Source organism: Candidatus Ozemobacteraceae bacterium (genome assembly GCA_035373905.1).
Taxonomy (GTDB): Bacteria; Muiribacteriota; Ozemobacteria; order Ozemobacterales; family Ozemobacteraceae; genus MWAR01.
Genome location: DAOSOK010000062.1, coordinates 1 through 17623, shown reverse-complemented (window position 1 = coordinate 17623; position 17623 = coordinate 1). Strand labels below are relative to the sequence as shown.

Sequence of the window (17623 nt, the reverse complement as noted above, 5' to 3'; positions counted from 1 at the left end):
AATCAGTCAAATGTCCGACGGAAAACCGCTTGGGTACTCAAAGTGAGAATTGCTGTGCTCGTTTGCGAGCCGACGAACTGGGAATATTCAACTCCATCCGGTATTTTGCGACCGTCCGGCGGGCGATGTAGATCCCGTCGGTTTTCAGGCGGGCGACGATATCGCTGTCGGAAAGAGGCTTGGCGGGGTTTTCCTGCTTGACGAGGTCGTCGATGCGCTGCTTGACGGCGAGCGTCGAAACGTCTTCCCCGCTCTGGGTGCGGGCCGCGCCCGAGAAAAAGAACTTGAGTTCGAACAGCCCGCGCGGCGTCTGAGCGTATTTTCCGCTCGTGGCGCGGCTGACCGTCGATTCATGCACCCCGGCCATGCCGGCGACGTCCTGCAGGGTGAGAGGCTTCAGATGCAGGATGCCGAAGTCGAGAAAGTCGCGCTGGACCTCGATGATGGCGCGCGTCACATTGAGAATCGTCTCTTTCCGCTTATCGACGTAGCGCAGGAACGAGCGCGCCGCGTCGAGTTTCGTGCGAATGAACTCGTACGTCGCCTTGTCTGTCAGGTCCTTGTTCTTGATCGCATCGCGATAGAGGTTGTTGATCCTGAGGCGGGGCATGTCGCGCTCGTTCAGCGTCGCCACGTATTCCCCCACCTCGTTCTTCTGGATGAAGACGTCTGGTGTAACGTAGATTTCGTCGCCGCCCGACGGAAAGGCCGCTCCCGGCTTCGGGTTGAAGGATTTGATGGCCTCGACGGCGGCCTGGATCTCTTCGAGTTCGTAACCGGTCGCCTTGGCGATTGCGGGAAGCTTATTGCCTGCAAGGTCTTCGAGGTGGCGATCGATGATCGCCGTCACGGCATCATCATGGAATCCTTCGTCGCGCGCCTGGATCAGCAGGCAGTCGCGAAGGTCGAAGGCGCCGACCCCGGGCGGATCCATGGTCTGGATGACCCGCACGACGCGCTCGACGACGGCTGGATCGATCTTCAGGAGGTCGGCGATCTGGTCGCGCGTGTGGCGCAGATAGCCGTTCCGATCGATCAGGCCGATCATATATTCCCCGATTTTCAATTCGGTGGGGTTGAGGGGAGCCTCGCGGAGCTGGGTTTCGAGATGATCTCGCAGCGAGCTTTTCTTCGAGGTGAAGTTCTCGAAGGTCGTCTCCTCGTCGCCCGCGTAGCCGCCGGCGGAAACGCGAATTTCGGAGCTTTCGCTGTCCTGGATGTATTTCTGCCAGTCGATCGCGTAGTCCTGTCGACCCGGCTCGGCGAAATCGGTCGATGGCGGCGGGGCCGAGAGATCGGCGGCCGTCTGAGGCAGCTTGTCGAGCGGCACCTCGGTCGAGGGCGCCTCGGTTTCATCGAGTTCGACGACGGGATTGGTCTCGAGAACCTCGTCCATCTGGTTCTTCAGCTCGATGCTGTTCAGCTGAAGAATCTTGATCGCCAGTTGCATCTCCGGCGTCATTTTGAGTGTCTGGGTGAGTTTCTGACTCAGCCCCAGTTTCATCGAATTGTCCATGACTGTCCCTGAACGCTCTTTTCTCTTGTGTCACGCGGTATATCGGTTCCCCGACCCTATCCATGATACCCATGCCGGCGGCCGGTGTCAAAAGGAGGCCGCCGACAGGCCCGCATCACGCATCACGGTCGCCTTTGCGGCGGCGGCCCGGAGCGAGTTTCACTCCCCGGCTGCTGCGTTCCTCTTCGCCGGGTTTCTGGGAATCGGCGGCGGGGTCGAACACGACGACGGTCACGCCGAGATCGCCTTCCCCGTAGCGGCCGAATCGGAATTTGCCGCGCCAGCGACTCTTCTTGAGAAATTCATGAATGGATTTCTGCAGCGCCCCGGTGCCCTTGCCGTGAATGAGAAAGACGCGGCCGATTTTCTGCGCTTCGGCCATCTCGAGGTAGGACTTGGCTTTCTCGAGCGCCTCCTCCACGCGCATGCCCCGGAGGTCGATTTCGTCCCTGATCAGGGGGGTGGCCGCACCGATGACGGTTGAAACGGGTTTTTCAGGTCTGTTCTTGATGCTCGCCCTTCGCAGATCGGCGCTCGCAACGGACATTCTCTTTCCATCATACGAAACGACGGCTTTTCCGCGGCCGGGGTCGATCGTTTCAAGAACACCCGGCTTCGGCATGCCGGTCCAGATGACCATCTCGCCGGTCTTCAAAGGCTCATCGGATGAAGACGTGGGCCGCTCGCTAAGCTCGCTGAGTTCCCGGCGTTCGTCGAGTTCGGAAAGGGCCGTTCTGGCTTCCGCCAGCGTCCCGCGGGCACGTTGGACGTCGGTCTCAACCGCAACTCCGCGGGAAGCGGCCTCGCGAAGCTCATGGATGACGCTCTCGATGTCGCGCAGACGTTCCTTCAGTCGGGTTTCGAACTCGTCGGTCAGCGCGTCGCGTTTCGTCCGCCGAAATTCCTTGAGTTGCTCCAGCGCCGCGTCGAGTTCGACCTGTTTCCGGTCGGCTGACGCGACCTTTTCCTCCCATGCCCGGCGAAGCGTTTCGGCACGATGGCGTTCGCGTTCGAGCGCCTCGAACAGCGCCTTTTCCTCGCCGCTCCCCGTGCCCATCCGCAGGGCGAGGTCGGCGAGCGCCGCCTCGGGAAGGCCGAACTGCCGCGCGACGGCCAGTGCATTGCTCCTTCCCGGCACCCCCATGAGGAACCGAAACGTGGGCCTGAACGAGGATTCATCGAATTCCATGCCTGCGTTCACGAAGCCCGGCGTGACGAACGCGACCTCCTTGAGGGCGTCGTAGTGCGACGTGACGAGGGAAAACGCGCCGCGCCGGGTGATTTCCTTCAGGATGCCGCCGGCGAGCGCGGCGCCTTCCGAGGGGTCGGTGCCGCCGCCGATCTCGTCGATGAGCACGAGCGATTTCGGGCCGCATACGTCGAGGATCTCCTTGAGCCGTTTGAGATGCGACGTGAAGGTGGATAGATGCTCCTCGATGCTCTGCGCCTCGCCGATGTCGGCGAGAATGGCGTCGAACACCGGCAGTCGCGAGCCGCCCGACGCCATGATATAGCAACCGCTTTGCATAAGCAGCGCGTTCACGCCGACGATCTTGAGGGCGACCGTTTTGCCTCCCCCGTTCGGCCCCGTCACGACGACGCAGGCCTTTTTCGGGTCCATTTCCAGGTCGAGAGGAACGCAGCCGGGGTGCAGCAGCGGATGCCTGGCCCGTTCGAGGCGGACATGCCTGTCTGGAGCGATGTCGGGCCGGTGCGCATCGTAGTCCCGGGCGAATTTCACCCGCGCGAGCAGGGCGTCGAAGAAGACGAGCGTCTCGAACATCTCCCCGAGTTCGGCGCTCGCGTTCCGCAGGAGATCCGTGAGGTCACGGAGGATGCGGAGAACCTCCTCGCGCTCTTCGGACCGGAGGCGCGCGAGACGGTTGTTGAGGGGAAGGAACTCGAGCGGCTCCATGAAGACGGTCTGGCCCGACCCCGAGGTGTCGTGGACGAGGCCCTGGACGAGGCTTTGGCTGGACGATCGGACGGGCACGACGTAGCGGTCGCCCCGGATGGTGAAAAACCGGTCCTGGAAAATGTCTCCGCCGGCGTTCACGAGCTCCGTCAGACGGCGCTCGATCTCGGACCGGGCCTGGGCGAGTTCGCGGCGAAGCGAGGCCAGGCGCGGAGACGCGTCGTCGCGGACCTCGCCCTTGTCAGAGATCGCCTGGACGATCTCGCGGTGGGCCGTTCCAAGAGTGGGCATGCGGTTTACGCGCTCGACGAGACGGCTGTCCGGCAGACGCTCCCCGAACCAACCGGCGGACTCGAAGGCTTTTTGAACCGCCCGGGCAACCTCGATGTCGGCCCGGACGCACAGAAGGTCATCGCCGGAGAGGCTTTCCGAGCCCGTCCGCAGGCGGATCATCAACTCGCGCAGGTCGCGGAGACCTCCGACCGGCATGTGCCCGCCGCCGGCGACAAAGGAATACAGCTCGTCCATTTCCTGGAGGGCCGTCTGGATCGCCGGCACATCGGATGTCGGCCGCAGCCCCATGACCGCATCCTGCCCTGCGCGCGAACCGGCATAAGCGGCGATCAGCTTCAGAACTTTCGAGAACTCCAGATTATCGAGCGATTTTGATTCCATATCATCCCGTATCAGAGCTGAGAAGAAAAACACGGTTCGCCACAGAGACTCCCAGGCACGGAGAACGGTCGCCGCAAAGTCGCAAGAAGCGAAATATCAATATTTCGATATATATCAATAGTATTTTTAGAGCCCCACGCTCCGCCCCGGCGACGCCGAGGAATGTGCATCCCTGCGGCCTTGCGGTTCGCCTCCTCAGGGGGTCATTCGACGGTGACAGACTTGGCGAGGTTTCTGGGCTGGTCAACGTCGAGGCCACGCTGATCGGCGACGAAGTAGGCAAACAACTGCATCGGAACGACGTTCAGAATCGGGGAAAGAATTTCTGACACTCTCGGCACCTCGATGACGTGCTCGACCTGATGTCGGATCTCCTGGTTTCCCTCGGTAACTATAGCTATCAATATACCAGAGCGGGCCTGGACCTCCTTGAGATTGCTCAGGAGCTTGTCGAGCACCGCCGACTCGGTCGCGACAGCCATGACGGGGAGTTCCCGGTCGATGAGGGCGATGGGGCCATGTTTCATCTCGCCCGCCGCGTAGGCCTCGGCATGGATGTAGCTGATTTCCTTGAGCTTGAGGGCCCCTTCGAGGGCCGTCGGGTAGTTGATGCCGCGGCCGAGGAAGAGGAAGTTCCTGGCGTCGCGGAAACGCTCGGCCAGTTCCCGAATGGGCTCGACGTTCGCGAGGATGCGCTCGATCTGCTGAGGAAGGACCTTGAGCTCGCGGATGGTCTGTTTCACGAAGTCAGAACCGAGAATGCCGCGGATTTTTCCGAGCAGCAGGGCAAGGAGGGTGATGGCGGTGAGCATGGCGATATAGGCTTTGGTCGAGGCCACGCCGATTTCGGGACCCGCATGGATGTAGACGAGGCCGTCCACCTCGCGGGTCAGGGTGCTCTCCTTGGCGTTGACGATGCCGAGAACCTTGGCGCCGCGCGCGCGGGCCTCGCGGACGGCCGCGAGCGTGTCCGCCGTCTCCCCGGACTGGCTGATCGCGACGACGAGCGTGTTTGCATCGACGAGCGGCGACCGGTAGCGGAACTCGCTGGCGAGATCGCACTCGACCGGCACCCTCACGAGTTGCTCGATCAGGTATTTGCCGACGCAGCCCGCGTAGTAAGCTGTTCCGCAGGCAACCATGACGATGCGCTGGGTCTTGAAGATATCGGGGCCCGACAGGCCCAGCTCGGTCAGGTAGATCTTGCCGTCTTCCTCGGAGGTGCGGCCGCCGATCGTATTTCTGATGACCTGCGGCTGTTCGTAGATTTCCTTCAGCATGAAGTGCGGGAAACCGCCCTTCTCGGCCGCCACCGGGTTCCACTCGATCTGCGTCACGCTTTTCTCGACCGGGGTGCCGTCGAGCCTGAAGAATTCGATGCCATCGCGACGCACGGTGGCACCCTCGAAGTTTTCGATGTAAACGACGCGGCGGGTATACTGCATGATCGCAGTGACATCCGAGGCGACGAAGTTCTCGCCGTCGCCGAGACCGACGATCAGGGGACTTTCTTTTCGTGCGCAGACGAGGCGGTCGGGATGATCGCGATGCAGTACGACGATCGCGTATGCGCCTTCGACTTCCGCAAGCGCGTCGAAGACGGCTTTTTCGAGGTTGCCGCCGTAGTGGGACTCGATCAGATGAGCGAGAACCTCGGAATCCGTTTCAGACGCGAACGTGTGGCCGGCCTCGAGCAGTTTGTGCTTGAGCTTGAGATAGTTTTCGATGATGCCGTTATGCGCGACCTGGAGCGTCGCCTGACAGTCGCCGTGCGGGTGGGCGTTGAACGCCGACGGCCGCCCGTGCGTCGCCCAGCGCGTGTGGCCGATTCCCTGGGAACTCGACGATCCGAACTCGTCGACGAGGATTTTCCGCAGCTGCCGCAGCTTCCCGATGTCTTTCCTGACGAGGAGTTCATTCCCTTCGCGCACGGCGATGCCGGCAGAGTCATACCCGCGATACTCGAGGCGGGTAAGCCCCTCGAAGATGACCTCGTTGGCAGGCTTTGTGCCGATGTATCCGATGATTCCACACATGCTGTGATCGTCCTTTCGTGACGGTTGTCCTGCGCGACGCTCAGTATCTGACCCGTCCGGGCTCCTGCGCTGCTGGCTCCCCGCCGGAAGCGGCGCTTCCCCCTTCGGGAAGGCGCGGCCGGAGCGCCTCGATCCGCGCGTCGGCAGCCTGCATCAGGCTGGTGTCGGGAAAGGCCGCTTTGACGGATTCGAGAACGCTTACGGCATCGGCGATCTCGCCGATCTCTTCGAGAAACTGCGCGTATTCCATGGACGCGTAGCCGTTCCCGGCGTCCTCATGGATATATTGCGAATAATATTTTTTCGCCTCTTCGTTGTTTCCCGCTTTTCGTGCCAGCATCGCCCGCAGACGGGCGAGTTCGGGAGAAGAGCGTTTCTTCGCGGCCTGGTCGAGATGCTCGCCGGCATCGGTGATCTCGCCGCTTCCGATGAGGGCTTCGGCCGTCAGAAGCCGCGCGTCGAAGTTGTCGGGATCGTCCTTCAAAATCTGGGAGGCCACGTCGAGCGCCTCGGTCATCTTGAATCCGCTGAGAAGAACCTTGGCCAGCCATACCTTGATATATATATTATCAGGCTGGGCGGTGAGAGCCAGTTTCATTTCGGTCGCCGCATCGTCGAGGAGGTTGTTCCGATAGAGGATCCTTCCCTTCAGAAAATGCGCCTGCAGATTCGTCTGATCGGACGACAGAACCTCGTTCACCGTCGCGGCGGCCTCGTCGAGCTTTCCCTGATCGATAAGGGTTTCGGCGAGTGCAAGCCGAGCCTCGACGACGTTGGGGTCGAGTTGTTTCACCTGGCCATACAGTTCGACGGCCTCTTTCAGGGCTCCCTGCTTGCGCTTCGTCTCTGCCAGTTTCAGCATGGCGAAAACATCGTTGGGACGCAGTTTCAAAGCCTTCGAAAACGTCGTCTCGGCCTCTTTGCCCTTCCCCGCCCGGAGCTGGACGTCGCCGAGCAGGAACAGCGTTTCGAAGTTGTCGGCTTTCACGGCAAGCGCTTTTTCGAACCAGCTCTGCGCCTCGGCATACCGATGCCGGTTCAGTTCGGCAACCCCCCGGTAATGGAGAGCGCGAGAGTTTTTCGGATCTTTCTTGAGGATGACGTCGAGCATCTGGGCGGCTGAAGCGAACTGCTCGGTATCGATCGCCGAGATGGCGCTTTCGAGATCCGTTTGAGGCCTCGCAGGCGGTCGGACCGAAGGCGTCGCCTGCTGGACGCGAGGCTCGCGGGTCGTCTCGACGCTGTTGTATCCGCCGAGAATTACTTCCTGGGGAATCGCCGTCGGAACGATCGGCTTCGCCGGATCGCGAACCGGAGCCGTTTTCGCGATCTGGTCGCGAAGCGTCAGGAACTGCTGGTTTCCCGGGTTCTTCTCGCAGAGAACCTTCGCCTGTTCGAGAGCTTCCGCCTGCTGCTTCGTCGCGAGCAGACAATAGACGAGGTAATACCGGGCCTGATGGAAGTCAGGGGACATGTCGCACACCTGGCCGAGGTAATCGGCGGCTCCCCGATAATCCTGGCGTGCGTACAACTGCATTCCCTGATTGAAGAGGGTCGTCGACAGATCCTCGGCCCAGGAGGGGCAGATCATGAAAGCCATCAAGACGAGGCAGAAGCAAAGGGCCCTGGACGTCACGTTTCGCATAGACACTCCCGCACAGCGGTTTTCACGGGAAAACGGCCTGGAGAGAGACCAGGCGTGGTCCCCGGGAGTCATCAGCATAACAAGCCTGCCGTACGGCGTCAATGCCGTCAGAGGAGCAAAACGCGGCCCGCCTTATCGCCCTTTCTTTTTCGAACAGCGCGAGCAGACAACGGAAGCGCCGTCCGTATCGAGTTCATAACGCGCCGACGAATCGACGGGGCATGTCGGCCGCTCCTTGAGCAGGGGTTTTCCGGATTTTCCCGGTTTCAGCAGTGCGTCGATGTCGAGCCGCGTCATTTTCGATTCAGGATGAGCGCGGTTGTATTTATAGACCGCCATGCCGATGTGACCCTGGTTGTATTCGCATGTCCCCGGCTTCGGGCCGGATCGCACCGCCATGAAGAAGAACGCCACCGCCGCCAGCATCATGACGCCGACGGCAACCCAGCAACCGGGATGAAACGAGCCTTCCGTGGCGTCGAATTCGGGAGCCCGCCCCTTGTTTCCCTTTCCCTTGGATGAAAGAATTTCGCCGCAGCGTTTGCACATCAGGCTGGCGATCTCGTTCTGGGCACGGCAGGAGGGGCATACGTTCTGCCCCACGGCGGTAACAACCACCGCCGGCTTTTTGTCGACGGGCATCACTTTTCTCCCTTCCTCTTCAGCAAGGCGGTCACATCTCCAATAATTCTATTCGTTCCCCTCGCCTCTTGCAACCCCGCCTGAAGGTACCGGCACGATGGGCGTATCGCGCCGAAGGACGAGGACGGAGAGATCGTCGTCCGGCGATGCCGTTCCGACGAATCCGTCGTAGGAAGCCATGATGTTTTGGGAAAACGCCGCCGCATCGGTCATCGGCGCCGACCGAATCGCCCGTTCGAGCCGCTCATCACCGAACGGGAGACCTGCGGCATCGCGATTCCTCATCAGTCCGTCGGTCCACAGCATCAGGATATCGCCTGGTTCCAGCACGAAGGAGCGCCGGGGAAAAGGTTCCGGGCGATAGCTCGACGCAAGCGGCAGATGCTCCATGCTGACCTGCTCGAGGGCCCCGTTCCTTCGCCTGATGAACGGGGATGGGGCGCCCCCGCCGGCCATTTCGATGAACCCCGTATCCGTATCGAGAGTGCAGGCAACGCAATACATCATCTGCCGTCGATCGAGAAGGCGGAGCAGAATACGGTCGAGCTGGCCGAGAAGGTGCACTGGATCGCCCCTCTCCTCGGCGCATTGCACGGTTATCGACTTGGCCATCGCCATCGTAAGGGCCGCGCAAGTGCCGTGGCCGCTCACGTCTCCCGTCACGAACAGCCAGCGGCCATCCGCGAGTTTCATCGCATCGACGTAGTCGCCGCTCAGTTCGGAAACGCGTCGCAGAATGACGACCGCGTCGAATCCCGGAATCGTGAGCCTGCCCGGCGGAATCAGGGCGTCCTGGACCATTTTCGCCATCCTAACTTCCTGCATGTCCTCGAGCATCCGGTTGAAGGCGTTGCCGAGTTCGCCGAGTTCGTCGCCCGATTCGACGCGCACGCGCACGGAGGTGTTCCCCCTCTGGAGGGCGGTCATTCCGGCGGCGAGTTCCGCGATCGGCTTCAGGAAGAGATCGGCAAGGATTTTCCCGGAAACCGCGGCCGACGTTGCGATGATGAGAAACATCAGCCAAACGGCGATTTTGAAATCGCTAAGGGGGGCAAGGACGGCTGCCTTCGGGATGGTCGCGAGCAGCTGAAGACGCCCGAGAAAGACGGAGGGAATGCAGACGGCGAGATGCTCCACCCCGCGATGGAAAAAAGCATCCGTCGCCGCCGTTCCGAAGATTCTCGACCTTTCGAGAAGCAGGCGAAGCTCCGAAGGCAGTCTGGCATGTTCACGGCCCGTAAGCATGCCGCCGTCGATATCGTAGGCGAAAACCCGGAACCCGTCGGTCGATCTCGCGCGGGCGGCAAAGCGTTGTTTCAGGTAATAATCGACCGCCGAGCGCCGGTTTTTCACGATGTTGACGAACGCGGCCGGATGGGAGGGATCGCGGATCACGTCCCAGAACCACAGGCTGCTGCGTATGGCGAAATCGAGATTGAGAACGGTTCCGGGCTGGTCCATCGCCGTGGAGAATCCAAGGGCCGGGTTTTCAAAAGCCATCCGGGTGACCAGGTCGACCTGGCGCACGGCTCCGGGCACCTCGGGAGGGATCAGTTCAGGCGCATGACGCTCCAGGCCGATCTGAGCCATGACTCTGAATATCGTTTCGACACGCGCGAGCACCTCGGAGCTGTCGGTGGAAACGACGAGTTCGCCGCGCCTGTCGCGTAATTCGATCTTGGCCATCCCGTGTCTCTTCTTGAGAACGGTGATTCGCGCCTGCCGAACCGCCGGATCGGGACTTCGAAGGCCGCGGTCATCCCGGATGCGTCTGAACACTTCGCGGAGTCGCTTCCGGTCAGCCTCGTAGCCGGCGTCGATCGATTCCAGAAGGGACTTTCCCTGATGAAGCGCTCGCTCCGTCAGGACCTTTTCCCGCTCGGCAACGGCTTCGACGGCGAGCCCTGCCAGGCCTGCCAGCGGCAGGAACGTAGAGAAGAGGAAAAGGAGAAGAAGTTTGACGCGGACGGAAACCCAGACATCGTCGCCCCTGACAAGCCAGCGATACCAGAAAATCAACGCCCCGGCCGCCAGAAGAAGGGAAACCACATTCACGGCAAGACGCAGGCGTGCGGCGGACACGGCGGGAGTCCGCCGGCATGCCAGCAGTTCAGTCTCGCCGAGCTTGTCGAATGCCCAGACGAAGCCGTCAGATTCAAGCCAGGGCTCTTTGTAGAGGCGGAACCGTTCCGCGGCGCGGATCACGGCGTTATCGGAACAGCCGACGCCGGATCGGCGCCACGGTTCTCCCGGCCCGGCCGCCAAAAGGGTCGTTTCCTGGCGGCTATGCAGCCGTTTCAATCTTCGAAGGAGCTCTTCGCTCGACGGAACCTGCCATACGGTGCATATCAGCCCTCCGCCGTCCTCGAACCGCTTCCAGAAGATCAGGCTGTCGGACTGGCCTGATTTGACGATCATCCCCCGCCCTCCGATCGTCCGGAGGAGGCCGGTGGTGAAATCCGATCCCAAGAGAAGATCGACCGCTGAGTCCTCGGCTCTGGTGCGCCCCGGCGCACCATCGGAAGGCGGACACAGCTCTCGCCAGATGACCCGCATGGCGAAGGGAGCCTCGGGGCGATGCCAGGACATCGTCGCCAGCCCGCCGGCCGCGTCGAACCGGAAGAGATCGACGCGGCCACCCCATCGGCCGATGCGATCCCTCGTCAGTTCAAGGTTTCCTCGGGCCGTGTCGTCGCTCTTCAGGGATTCGAACCATCGCGAATAGAAATTTTTCGGATCGACCCTGCTTCGAAGCCCGATCAGCGCATCGCGCAGGATCGAAACCGCCCGCTCCCTTTCCGCGGCTTCGGACGTATCGATCGCGTGATGCAACAGAAGCGCGCCGCCAAGGACGGGTATGATACCAAATAATATATAAAACGACGTCAATCGCAACAGGAGTTTCATCCTATCAAGCATGACGTCTCAGCACGATCATGGTCAGATCGTCCTCCAGCTTTGGATCCCGGTGGTGGCTCGTGAATCCAGACACGATCGCTTCGCGAATCGCCTTCGCCGATCCCTCCCGGACCATTCGGGCGATCGTGTGAATCCGTTCGTACCCGAACATCGTTCCGGCTTCATCCATTCCTTCGACGAGCCCATCGGTATACACCACAAGGGTGTCCCCCGGTTCGAGCGTCAACTCCGTCGGCTGCAACCGAAGCTTTTTTTCGTTGAGACCAAGCGGAAAGCCGACGGAATGAATCTCTTCGACGTCGCCCGCACTCACGCGCTTGAACGGATACGGATGACCGGCGTTCACGACCAGGGTATGCCCCGACTCAGGGTCGAGGGTGCCGATCACGCAGGTCATCATTTTCCGTCGTTTCACCAGCCGGAAAATCAGCCGATTGAGAGCGTTCATCAACTCCTCGGGATCGGTTCCCGTCTCCGCGAACTTCGTCACGGCCGCTTTCACCATGACCATGAGCAGGGCCGAGCCGGCGCCGTGGCCGGTGATATCCCCGAGGAGGAAAAGCAGCGTCCCGTTCCGCAGAGGGATGAGGTCGCAGTAATCCCCTCCGAGATCGGAAGCGGTAAGATTGAAGATGTCGAAATCCCAGCCGGGGGCGTGGGGCAGGATTTCCGGTATCAGCGCCTCCTGCACGCTTCGGGCCATGCTCATCTGCCTGAGTTTTTCCGCCATGGTGTTGAAGAGGCTCGTCAGGTCGCCGAGTTCGTCCTTGCTCGAGGAGGAAAGCGCCACGTCGAAGGTGCGGTTCCTGAGTGCCGCAAGCCCCCTGGACAGTTCGCCGACCGGAACGAGGAAGGTATCGGAGAGAACGCCGCCCGTCAGGAAGGCAATCAGGAGAATGAATCCCATGGCGAGGTAGAGAAGCTCACGGCCGGCGGCTATTTCCCGGTCGATGGCGCTTTCGGGATACAGGGCAACGAGCGTGAATCCGGGCAGACGCTCCCCGGGAACGGCGATTACGCCGTGTCCAGCTCTTCCGATCATCACGTTGCCGGTCCAGGACTGCCGCGTCAGGTTGACGCGGACGGCGACCAGATGAATCGCCTCCGCGGGTTTGATGCCGGAGGGAAGCCAAAATTCGCGCGACGTCTCGAATGCCATGAGGCGCCACGCCGTCCCATTACGGGCCTCCCGCTGCCTCAAGCGTTTTTCGAGGAAGCGGCGGGCAGCCTCCTCGGCCGGCTGGGCGATGGAGACATAGGCAAAGGGCCAGGCGGGATCTCGATACACGTCCCAATACCACATCAGGCTTCTGTTCGCGAAACGGAAAAAGTAGACCGTGTCGGGATGGGAGATGATGAACGGGAAGCCCACCTCGGGCGTATCGAAAATCATTTTCGCCATGGGATCCAGGGGCCGGTTTTCGAGGTGCAGCCTGCCCGGCGGCAACGCTCCCTCCATGCACGCCAGGGCGAAGGCGTTAAAAACGCTCTCCACTCCCTCGAGGAAGCCGGGGACGCGCTCGCTTATTCGTTTCTTTCCATATATATCTCGCAATTCAATGCTTCCGATCTGCCGTGCCGCGATGCGTTCCGCAACGGATGCCAGCGCAGAATCGGGCCGGAGTTTCCACGCGGCATCATCGCGGATCGCCCTGAATTCCGCGAGATACTTCGCGGATTCTCCATCGAACTCACGATCGATCGTCAACAGGAGTTCCCGGCCGGCGTTTTCGAACTCCTTCACCAGAGTGTCTCTGCGGTCTTGAAGCATACGAAAGCCCAGAAATCCCAATCCGGCAATCGGGAGGGCGGAGGCCAAAACGAAAACGAAGGCGAGTTTCATCCGCAATGCAGCACGGTTCATCACGCTTCGCACGAGGAGAAGAGCCAGGAATCCGGCCAAACAGCCAAGGGAAAGCACTCCCCGGCGGGCGGTTCCGAGATCGCCCATCGACACGGGAATCGAAGCGAGCATTTCGACGTTTCCGGTTTCCATCCGCATCCAGAGGCGCCCGTCGATGAACATCGGCGGGACGCCTTTTTCGGCAAGCATCGGGCGGATTTCCGCCGGCAACCGGCGGATGCGCTGGCCGGAGATACGCATCCACCCGGGCTTTGTCAGCCGAACGAACAACTGCAGCCTGTTGTCTCCCCCGGCGGCATTCTTTCTGGCATCAGCGACGAGTTCCTTGAGCAGAGCCGCCTGATCGGGACCGTTCCATATCACCAAGAGACAGCCGGACTTGTCGCCCGGCGCATCGGGACGACCTCTTTTCCAGAGGATGTATCCCTCCTTTCGCTGAACCCGGAAGGAACGCACGACGCCTTCGTGCAAGCGCAGGTCGGAAACCAGGAAATCCGTTCCGAATACCGCGCAGAATGTTTTCCGAAGTTTTTGCTCCTCTACGGTCTCATATCTCGCCGTAGGGGATACCAGCAACGTCCAGAGGTTCCGCAGGACGAACTTCGCCCGAAGCCGAAGGCCCTCGGGGGATCGGACGGCGCCGCCGGCGTCGAAGAGATACGGCTCGATGCCATATTTTATTGAATATGATATTATATTCCGCTCGTTCGATTTTCCGAAGGGGCGAATACAGGACGCGGAGAGCCGTTTAAGGCGTTTTCCCGTATGGGTTACGGGATCGAGGCGTGCGGCAACCCCCGCCAAGATCGTATCGAGGCGGTCCGCGGCGACTTCCAGCCGGCGCTCCCGCTCGATGCGAAGGACGTACAGCCCGAGCGAGGCCAGCAGAAGCGGTGGTAAAAAGCCGCACAGGGCGGCGATGAGCCAGAGCCGTCGGGTGTCGCGACCGCCCGGGCATGCGACGCTCATGCCGGCTCAGCGGGAGTCATTCGGCCGCTGCGGCGAGGGCGGAAGCGGCATCGGGTTTTTCGCTGGCGAGGTAGAAGAATCCCGACATCTCGAGCACCGCGGAATGATGTTTATCCAGGCCATACACCGAGATGTGACCGTCGTTGTCGTCGATGACCCGGCTTGCGACATCCAGCAGGCTGGCGACGCCAGGGCTGCTGATCAACTCGATTCCGCTGAAATCGATGACGTAACGGACAATCCCCTGCTGGAGGGCCGTTTCCACATGGTTCTTCATCGCGGCGCCGCCGGTGCCTTCGAGATATCCCTTCAGGGCAAGCACGAGTACCTCGCCCTCACGCCGGGGTGTGAAAGAAAACTTCTGAACCATGCCCGTCCCCTCCGATCGATGTATTCGACGAGTATTTTACCCGTTTCCATCCACTCGGGCAATCATGGGGATTCAAGAAACGTGACTCACGAAGAAACAACTCGCAGATGGCGCTGATGAAGCAGATGAAATACAGGAACCCTTCTTTCCCTGGTGTTCCCGGTCATGCAGAAACGGCCGGAAATAAAAAATGTGTCGGCGGCGCGACACATTGAAAGGGAGTTAGGGATATGGTTGTCCGTCCTCGTCAGGCTATCCTCAAGCTGAAGATGAACCTCACGTGAACTTCATACAGATGATCGGCAAGATGTACAGGCGTCCGAAGCGGTTTTTCACTTTTTTTCGCACGCCCCTCCCAAACGTCGATCGGCAGGCATTTCGGGAGATTTCTTTTTTGGGGCTTCATACCGGCCGCGGCGATGACGATAGATACCCTTGTAACGCACGAAAACCAGTTTCGGGAGGCCGCCGAATGAACAACGAATACCTGATGACGATTCCCGAGTTGATGAAATTCCTTCAGGTCAAGCGCAACACGATTTACACCCTGAGGAAACTCGGGTTGCCCACCGTCAAGATCGGCCGTTCCGTCAGGTTCCGAGTCGCGAGCGTGCTCACCTGGCTGACGGATATGGAACACACCGGTCAGGGAAGCGTGAACGCCCTCGTCAAGAGCGATTCGTCACACCTGCTCTGATCGTCCCATGTCCGGTTCATCCGCAGAGATTTTCGGTCTGCTGACCTTCTCGCTCACGGTGGGTATGCTCTTCAGCAGAACCTGTTTCGGGCTGTTCGAGAACTGGAACGAAGGCGTCCGGGCCGAGGCCGGCCCGAGGCGCAGACGTCGCTGACAAGGCGTCTCGCGGGTTATCGATAGATCCTGGTATAGTTCCACCAACTCCCCATGACCTTCTTGTAATAGTCGCGCGTCTCGGGGAGCGGCACCCGATCCAGCCTCGTCAGGACCGGCAGATGCGCGTGGGGACCCTGCTCGACCTTGCGGGCGATGTTTCCCTGGCCGCCGTTATAGGCAGCCGCAGCGAGGAACAGATCGCCCTGGAACAGATCGCGCAGATATCCCAGATACCAGATGCCGAAAGCGATGTTTCGGTCCGGATTCCACAGGGATTCGGCCGAGAACTTTCCTTTTATCCCGAGCTTTCCGGCGATCCATGCTCCCGTCGTCGGGAGGATCTGCATCAGGCCGTGGGCTTTGCTTCGCGACAGGGTCGTCGGGTTGAAATGGCTCTCTTCGCGCATGATGGAGATGGCCCAGTACGGATCGATCCCGTATTTTTTCGACTCGCTCTGGATGCGCCCCCACCAGGGTCTCGGGTAATAAATTTTCCAGGCCCAGTCCGGTAGCGTCGAGGCGGAGCGGCCTCGTTCGAGCGTCGAGCGCATCAAAATCTCGCCGACCGCGACGGTCAGGTTGTGCTGTTCCGCGGATTCGGCCGTCTCGGCGGCGATTTTGAACAGGCCCAGGTCATCCGGGTGGGCGGCGAGCAGTTTGCGGATCTCCTCCCGGGCTCTCCCGTCGAAAGGGCTTTTCAGCAGGGCTTTCCAGGCCACACTGCGGTTTTTCCATTTTTTCGCGACCGTCGGAACGGCCCGGTCCATCTTCAGCGGGGCGTCGCGCCCGGCCGGATCGAGCCAGTAGACGTAGAAGGAGTGCGGATACATCGTTTCGAGCAGTTCGATGAGGTGCTTCCCCTCGGCGGAAGTCGTCCCGGCGCAGATCGCCGCGTAACCGAGGGCATCGTCGGCCCGGTGATGACCGGGGAAATATCTCGCGACCAGCATGAACCAAGGCACCGCCTGGGTGTTGCGGCCCTGATCGAAGCGCGCGAGGCCCATCTCGAACAGGTGGACGGGAAGCAGAGACAGATTGACCCCGTTTCTGCAGAGAATCTCAGCCGCCGCCAGGCCCGTCTCGTCCTGTCCGCAGTTGAACGCCGCCCGCATCAACCGGTATCGGGCGGCAAACATGTCGACCGGCGGCTCTTTCCATTCCAGGGCTATTTGATAATCGGCCATGGCCTCCTGGTGACGCGAAGCCGCATGCAGGATGTCCCCGCGCACCTGGTGTCCAAGACACAACAGGCTCCGTTCGAGTCCGGGCGTCGCGACGACCTGCGTGATGAGCGTCATCGCCCGGTCCTTCTGCCCGACGAGCGCCAAAGCTTCGGCCTGCAGAATCAACTGGAGCACGCCGCCGTGGTGGCCGAGAGCCGGCCGTATGAGGGGAAGGGCGCGTTCGACGATCGCTCCGAGCTTTTCGCGGGAGGCGGCACGGATGATCTCGGTCCACTCTTCCGGCGTGAACGTCCAGCCGGCGGTCGATCCGACGATGGTCTTCAGCAATCCCACGCTCTCGGGCATCTCCTGGTGAAAGGCGCTTTCCGACCGATAGGCCCGGAGCGCCTCGAGAGCCGCGAGGCTTCGCTCGCGCGAAGCGGCCGGATACAGATCGATCAGCGTTTCGAGCGCTTTCCCCCGCTGGTAGGGCGTGTCGAGATCTCGGGCGATGTTCCTCAGGCGTGCAAGTTCAGCGGAACCTCGAAGCCTGGCAGCCAGCAGAACGTATTGAAAGCCCGCCTGGCGGACGGCAAGCCATTCCCGGTCGAGCTTCATAATGCGTTCGTAGATTGCGAGCGCCTCGGCTTCCTTGCCGGACTGGCGAAGGGCGTCGGCCAGCAGGGAAAGCCGCAGATCCTCCAGCACGTTCGATACGCCGAGCCTCTGCAGCAATGCCGCAGTCTGCACATGCTGCCCTTTTTTCACGGCCGCATGGACCGCCGAGAGCTGCGTTTCGAACGAGGCGAACGCCGGCGAAGCCGCCAAGCCGGCCGCGACGATCAGGGCGGCACAGACGGCGGACCTGCAGCGAAAATACGCATTCATATACAACCAATCAGTCATGGCGTTCCTCCCCGAAATCGATCGATCGGCAGCGGAGAAGCCGCCGGCCCGAACGTTGTACCGCAATCCGGGTTTCGATGCAACCCGGGGAAGAAGCAGCAATTCTCACTTTGAGTACCCAAGCGGTTTTCCGTCGGACATTTGACTGAT

General features: G+C 61.0%; 11 protein-coding genes. 2 read left to right on the top strand and 9 right to left on the bottom strand.

Annotated elements, in window-relative coordinates:
- Positions 1-37: 37 nt before the first annotated feature.
- The 8 genes from rpoN to PLU72_19490 form a co-directional block, all read right to left on the bottom strand.
- On the bottom strand, positions 38-1504 hold the full coding sequence (gene rpoN, locus PLU72_19525) for an RNA polymerase factor sigma-54 (GenBank protein HOT30373.1): 1467 nt from the start codon (positions 1502-1504) through the stop codon (positions 38-40).
- Between the two features lie 127 nt (positions 1505-1631).
- On the bottom strand, positions 1632-4106 hold the full coding sequence (locus tag PLU72_19520; GenBank protein HOT30372.1) for a Smr/MutS family protein: 2475 nt from the start codon (positions 4104-4106) through the stop codon (positions 1632-1634).
- Between the two features lie 203 nt (positions 4107-4309).
- A complete protein-coding gene (glmS, locus tag PLU72_19515; protein HOT30371.1) occupies positions 4310-6142 on the bottom strand; it encodes a glutamine--fructose-6-phosphate transaminase (isomerizing) in 1833 nt (610 codons plus the stop codon).
- A 40-nt stretch (positions 6143-6182) separates the two neighbouring features.
- Complete coding sequence (locus PLU72_19510) at positions 6183-7787, bottom strand: tetratricopeptide repeat protein (protein ID HOT30370.1); 1605 nt, start codon at positions 7785-7787, stop codon at positions 6183-6185.
- A gap of 132 nt (positions 7788-7919) precedes the next feature.
- Entirely contained in the window at positions 7920-8429 is a 510-nt protein-coding gene (locus PLU72_19505; protein ID HOT30369.1) for a hypothetical protein, read from the bottom strand.
- 48 nt (positions 8430-8477) lie between these two features.
- Complete coding sequence (locus PLU72_19500; protein HOT30368.1) at positions 8478-11348, bottom strand: SpoIIE family protein phosphatase; 2871 nt, start codon at positions 11346-11348, stop codon at positions 8478-8480.
- On the bottom strand, positions 11341-14181 hold the full coding sequence (locus PLU72_19495) for a SpoIIE family protein phosphatase (GenBank protein HOT30367.1): 2841 nt from the start codon (positions 14179-14181) through the stop codon (positions 11341-11343). The genes PLU72_19500 and PLU72_19495 overlap by 8 nt, the downstream gene beginning before the upstream one ends.
- 16 nt (positions 14182-14197) lie before the next feature.
- Positions 14198-14551 carry an STAS domain-containing protein gene (locus tag PLU72_19490; GenBank protein ID HOT30366.1) on the bottom strand — a complete coding sequence of 118 codons (354 nt, stop codon included), beginning with the start codon at positions 14549-14551 and terminating at the stop codon, positions 14198-14200.
- A 472-nt stretch (positions 14552-15023) separates the two neighbouring features.
- On the opposite strand from PLU72_19490, the gene PLU72_19485 reads away from it, so the two are divergent.
- Complete coding sequence (locus PLU72_19485; GenBank protein ID HOT30365.1) at positions 15024-15248, top strand: helix-turn-helix domain-containing protein; 225 nt, start codon at positions 15024-15026, stop codon at positions 15246-15248.
- A gap of 7 nt (positions 15249-15255) precedes the next feature.
- Positions 15256-15402, top strand: coding sequence for a hypothetical protein (locus PLU72_19480; GenBank protein ID HOT30364.1), 147 nt, complete (start codon positions 15256-15258; stop codon positions 15400-15402).
- 16 nt (positions 15403-15418) lie between these two features.
- Here PLU72_19480 and PLU72_19475 read toward each other — a convergent pair whose 3' ends face one another.
- Positions 15419-17473 (bottom strand): lytic transglycosylase domain-containing protein, encoded by a 2055-nt coding sequence (locus PLU72_19475; protein HOT30363.1) that lies wholly within the window; start codon positions 17471-17473, stop codon positions 15419-15421.
- Positions 17474-17623 lie beyond the last annotated feature (150 nt).

Excerpts from the sequence above, each read along its gene's own strand:
- glmS (HOT30371.1), bottom strand. The coding sequence starts at position 6,142 with ATGTGTGGAATCATCGGATACATCGGCACAAAGCCTGCCAACGAGGTC.
- PLU72_19510 (HOT30370.1), bottom strand. The coding sequence starts at position 7,787 with ATGCGAAACGTGACGTCCAGGGCCCTTTGCTTCTGCCTCGTCTTGATG.
- PLU72_19480 (HOT30364.1), top strand. The coding sequence starts at position 15,256 with ATGTCCGGTTCATCCGCAGAGATTTTCGGTCTGCTGACCTTCTCGCTC.
- PLU72_19500 (HOT30368.1), bottom strand. The coding sequence starts at position 11,348 with ATGCTTGATAGGATGAAACTCCTGTTGCGATTGACGTCGTTTTATATA.
- rpoN (HOT30373.1), bottom strand. The coding sequence starts at position 1,504 with ATGAAACTGGGGCTGAGTCAGAAACTCACCCAGACACTCAAAATGACG.
- PLU72_19485 (HOT30365.1), top strand. The coding sequence starts at position 15,024 with ATGAACAACGAATACCTGATGACGATTCCCGAGTTGATGAAATTCCTT.
- PLU72_19475 (HOT30363.1), bottom strand. The coding sequence starts at position 17,473 with ATGACTGATTGGTTGTATATGAATGCGTATTTTCGCTGCAGGTCCGCC.
- PLU72_19490 (HOT30366.1), bottom strand. The coding sequence starts at position 14,551 with ATGGTTCAGAAGTTTTCTTTCACACCCCGGCGTGAGGGCGAGGTACTC.
- PLU72_19505 (HOT30369.1), bottom strand. The coding sequence starts at position 8,429 with ATGCCCGTCGACAAAAAGCCGGCGGTGGTTGTTACCGCCGTGGGGCAG.
- PLU72_19495 (HOT30367.1), bottom strand. The coding sequence starts at position 14,181 with ATGAGCGTCGCATGCCCGGGCGGTCGCGACACCCGACGGCTCTGGCTC.
- PLU72_19520 (HOT30372.1), bottom strand. The coding sequence starts at position 4,106 with ATGGAATCAAAATCGCTCGATAATCTGGAGTTCTCGAAAGTTCTGAAG.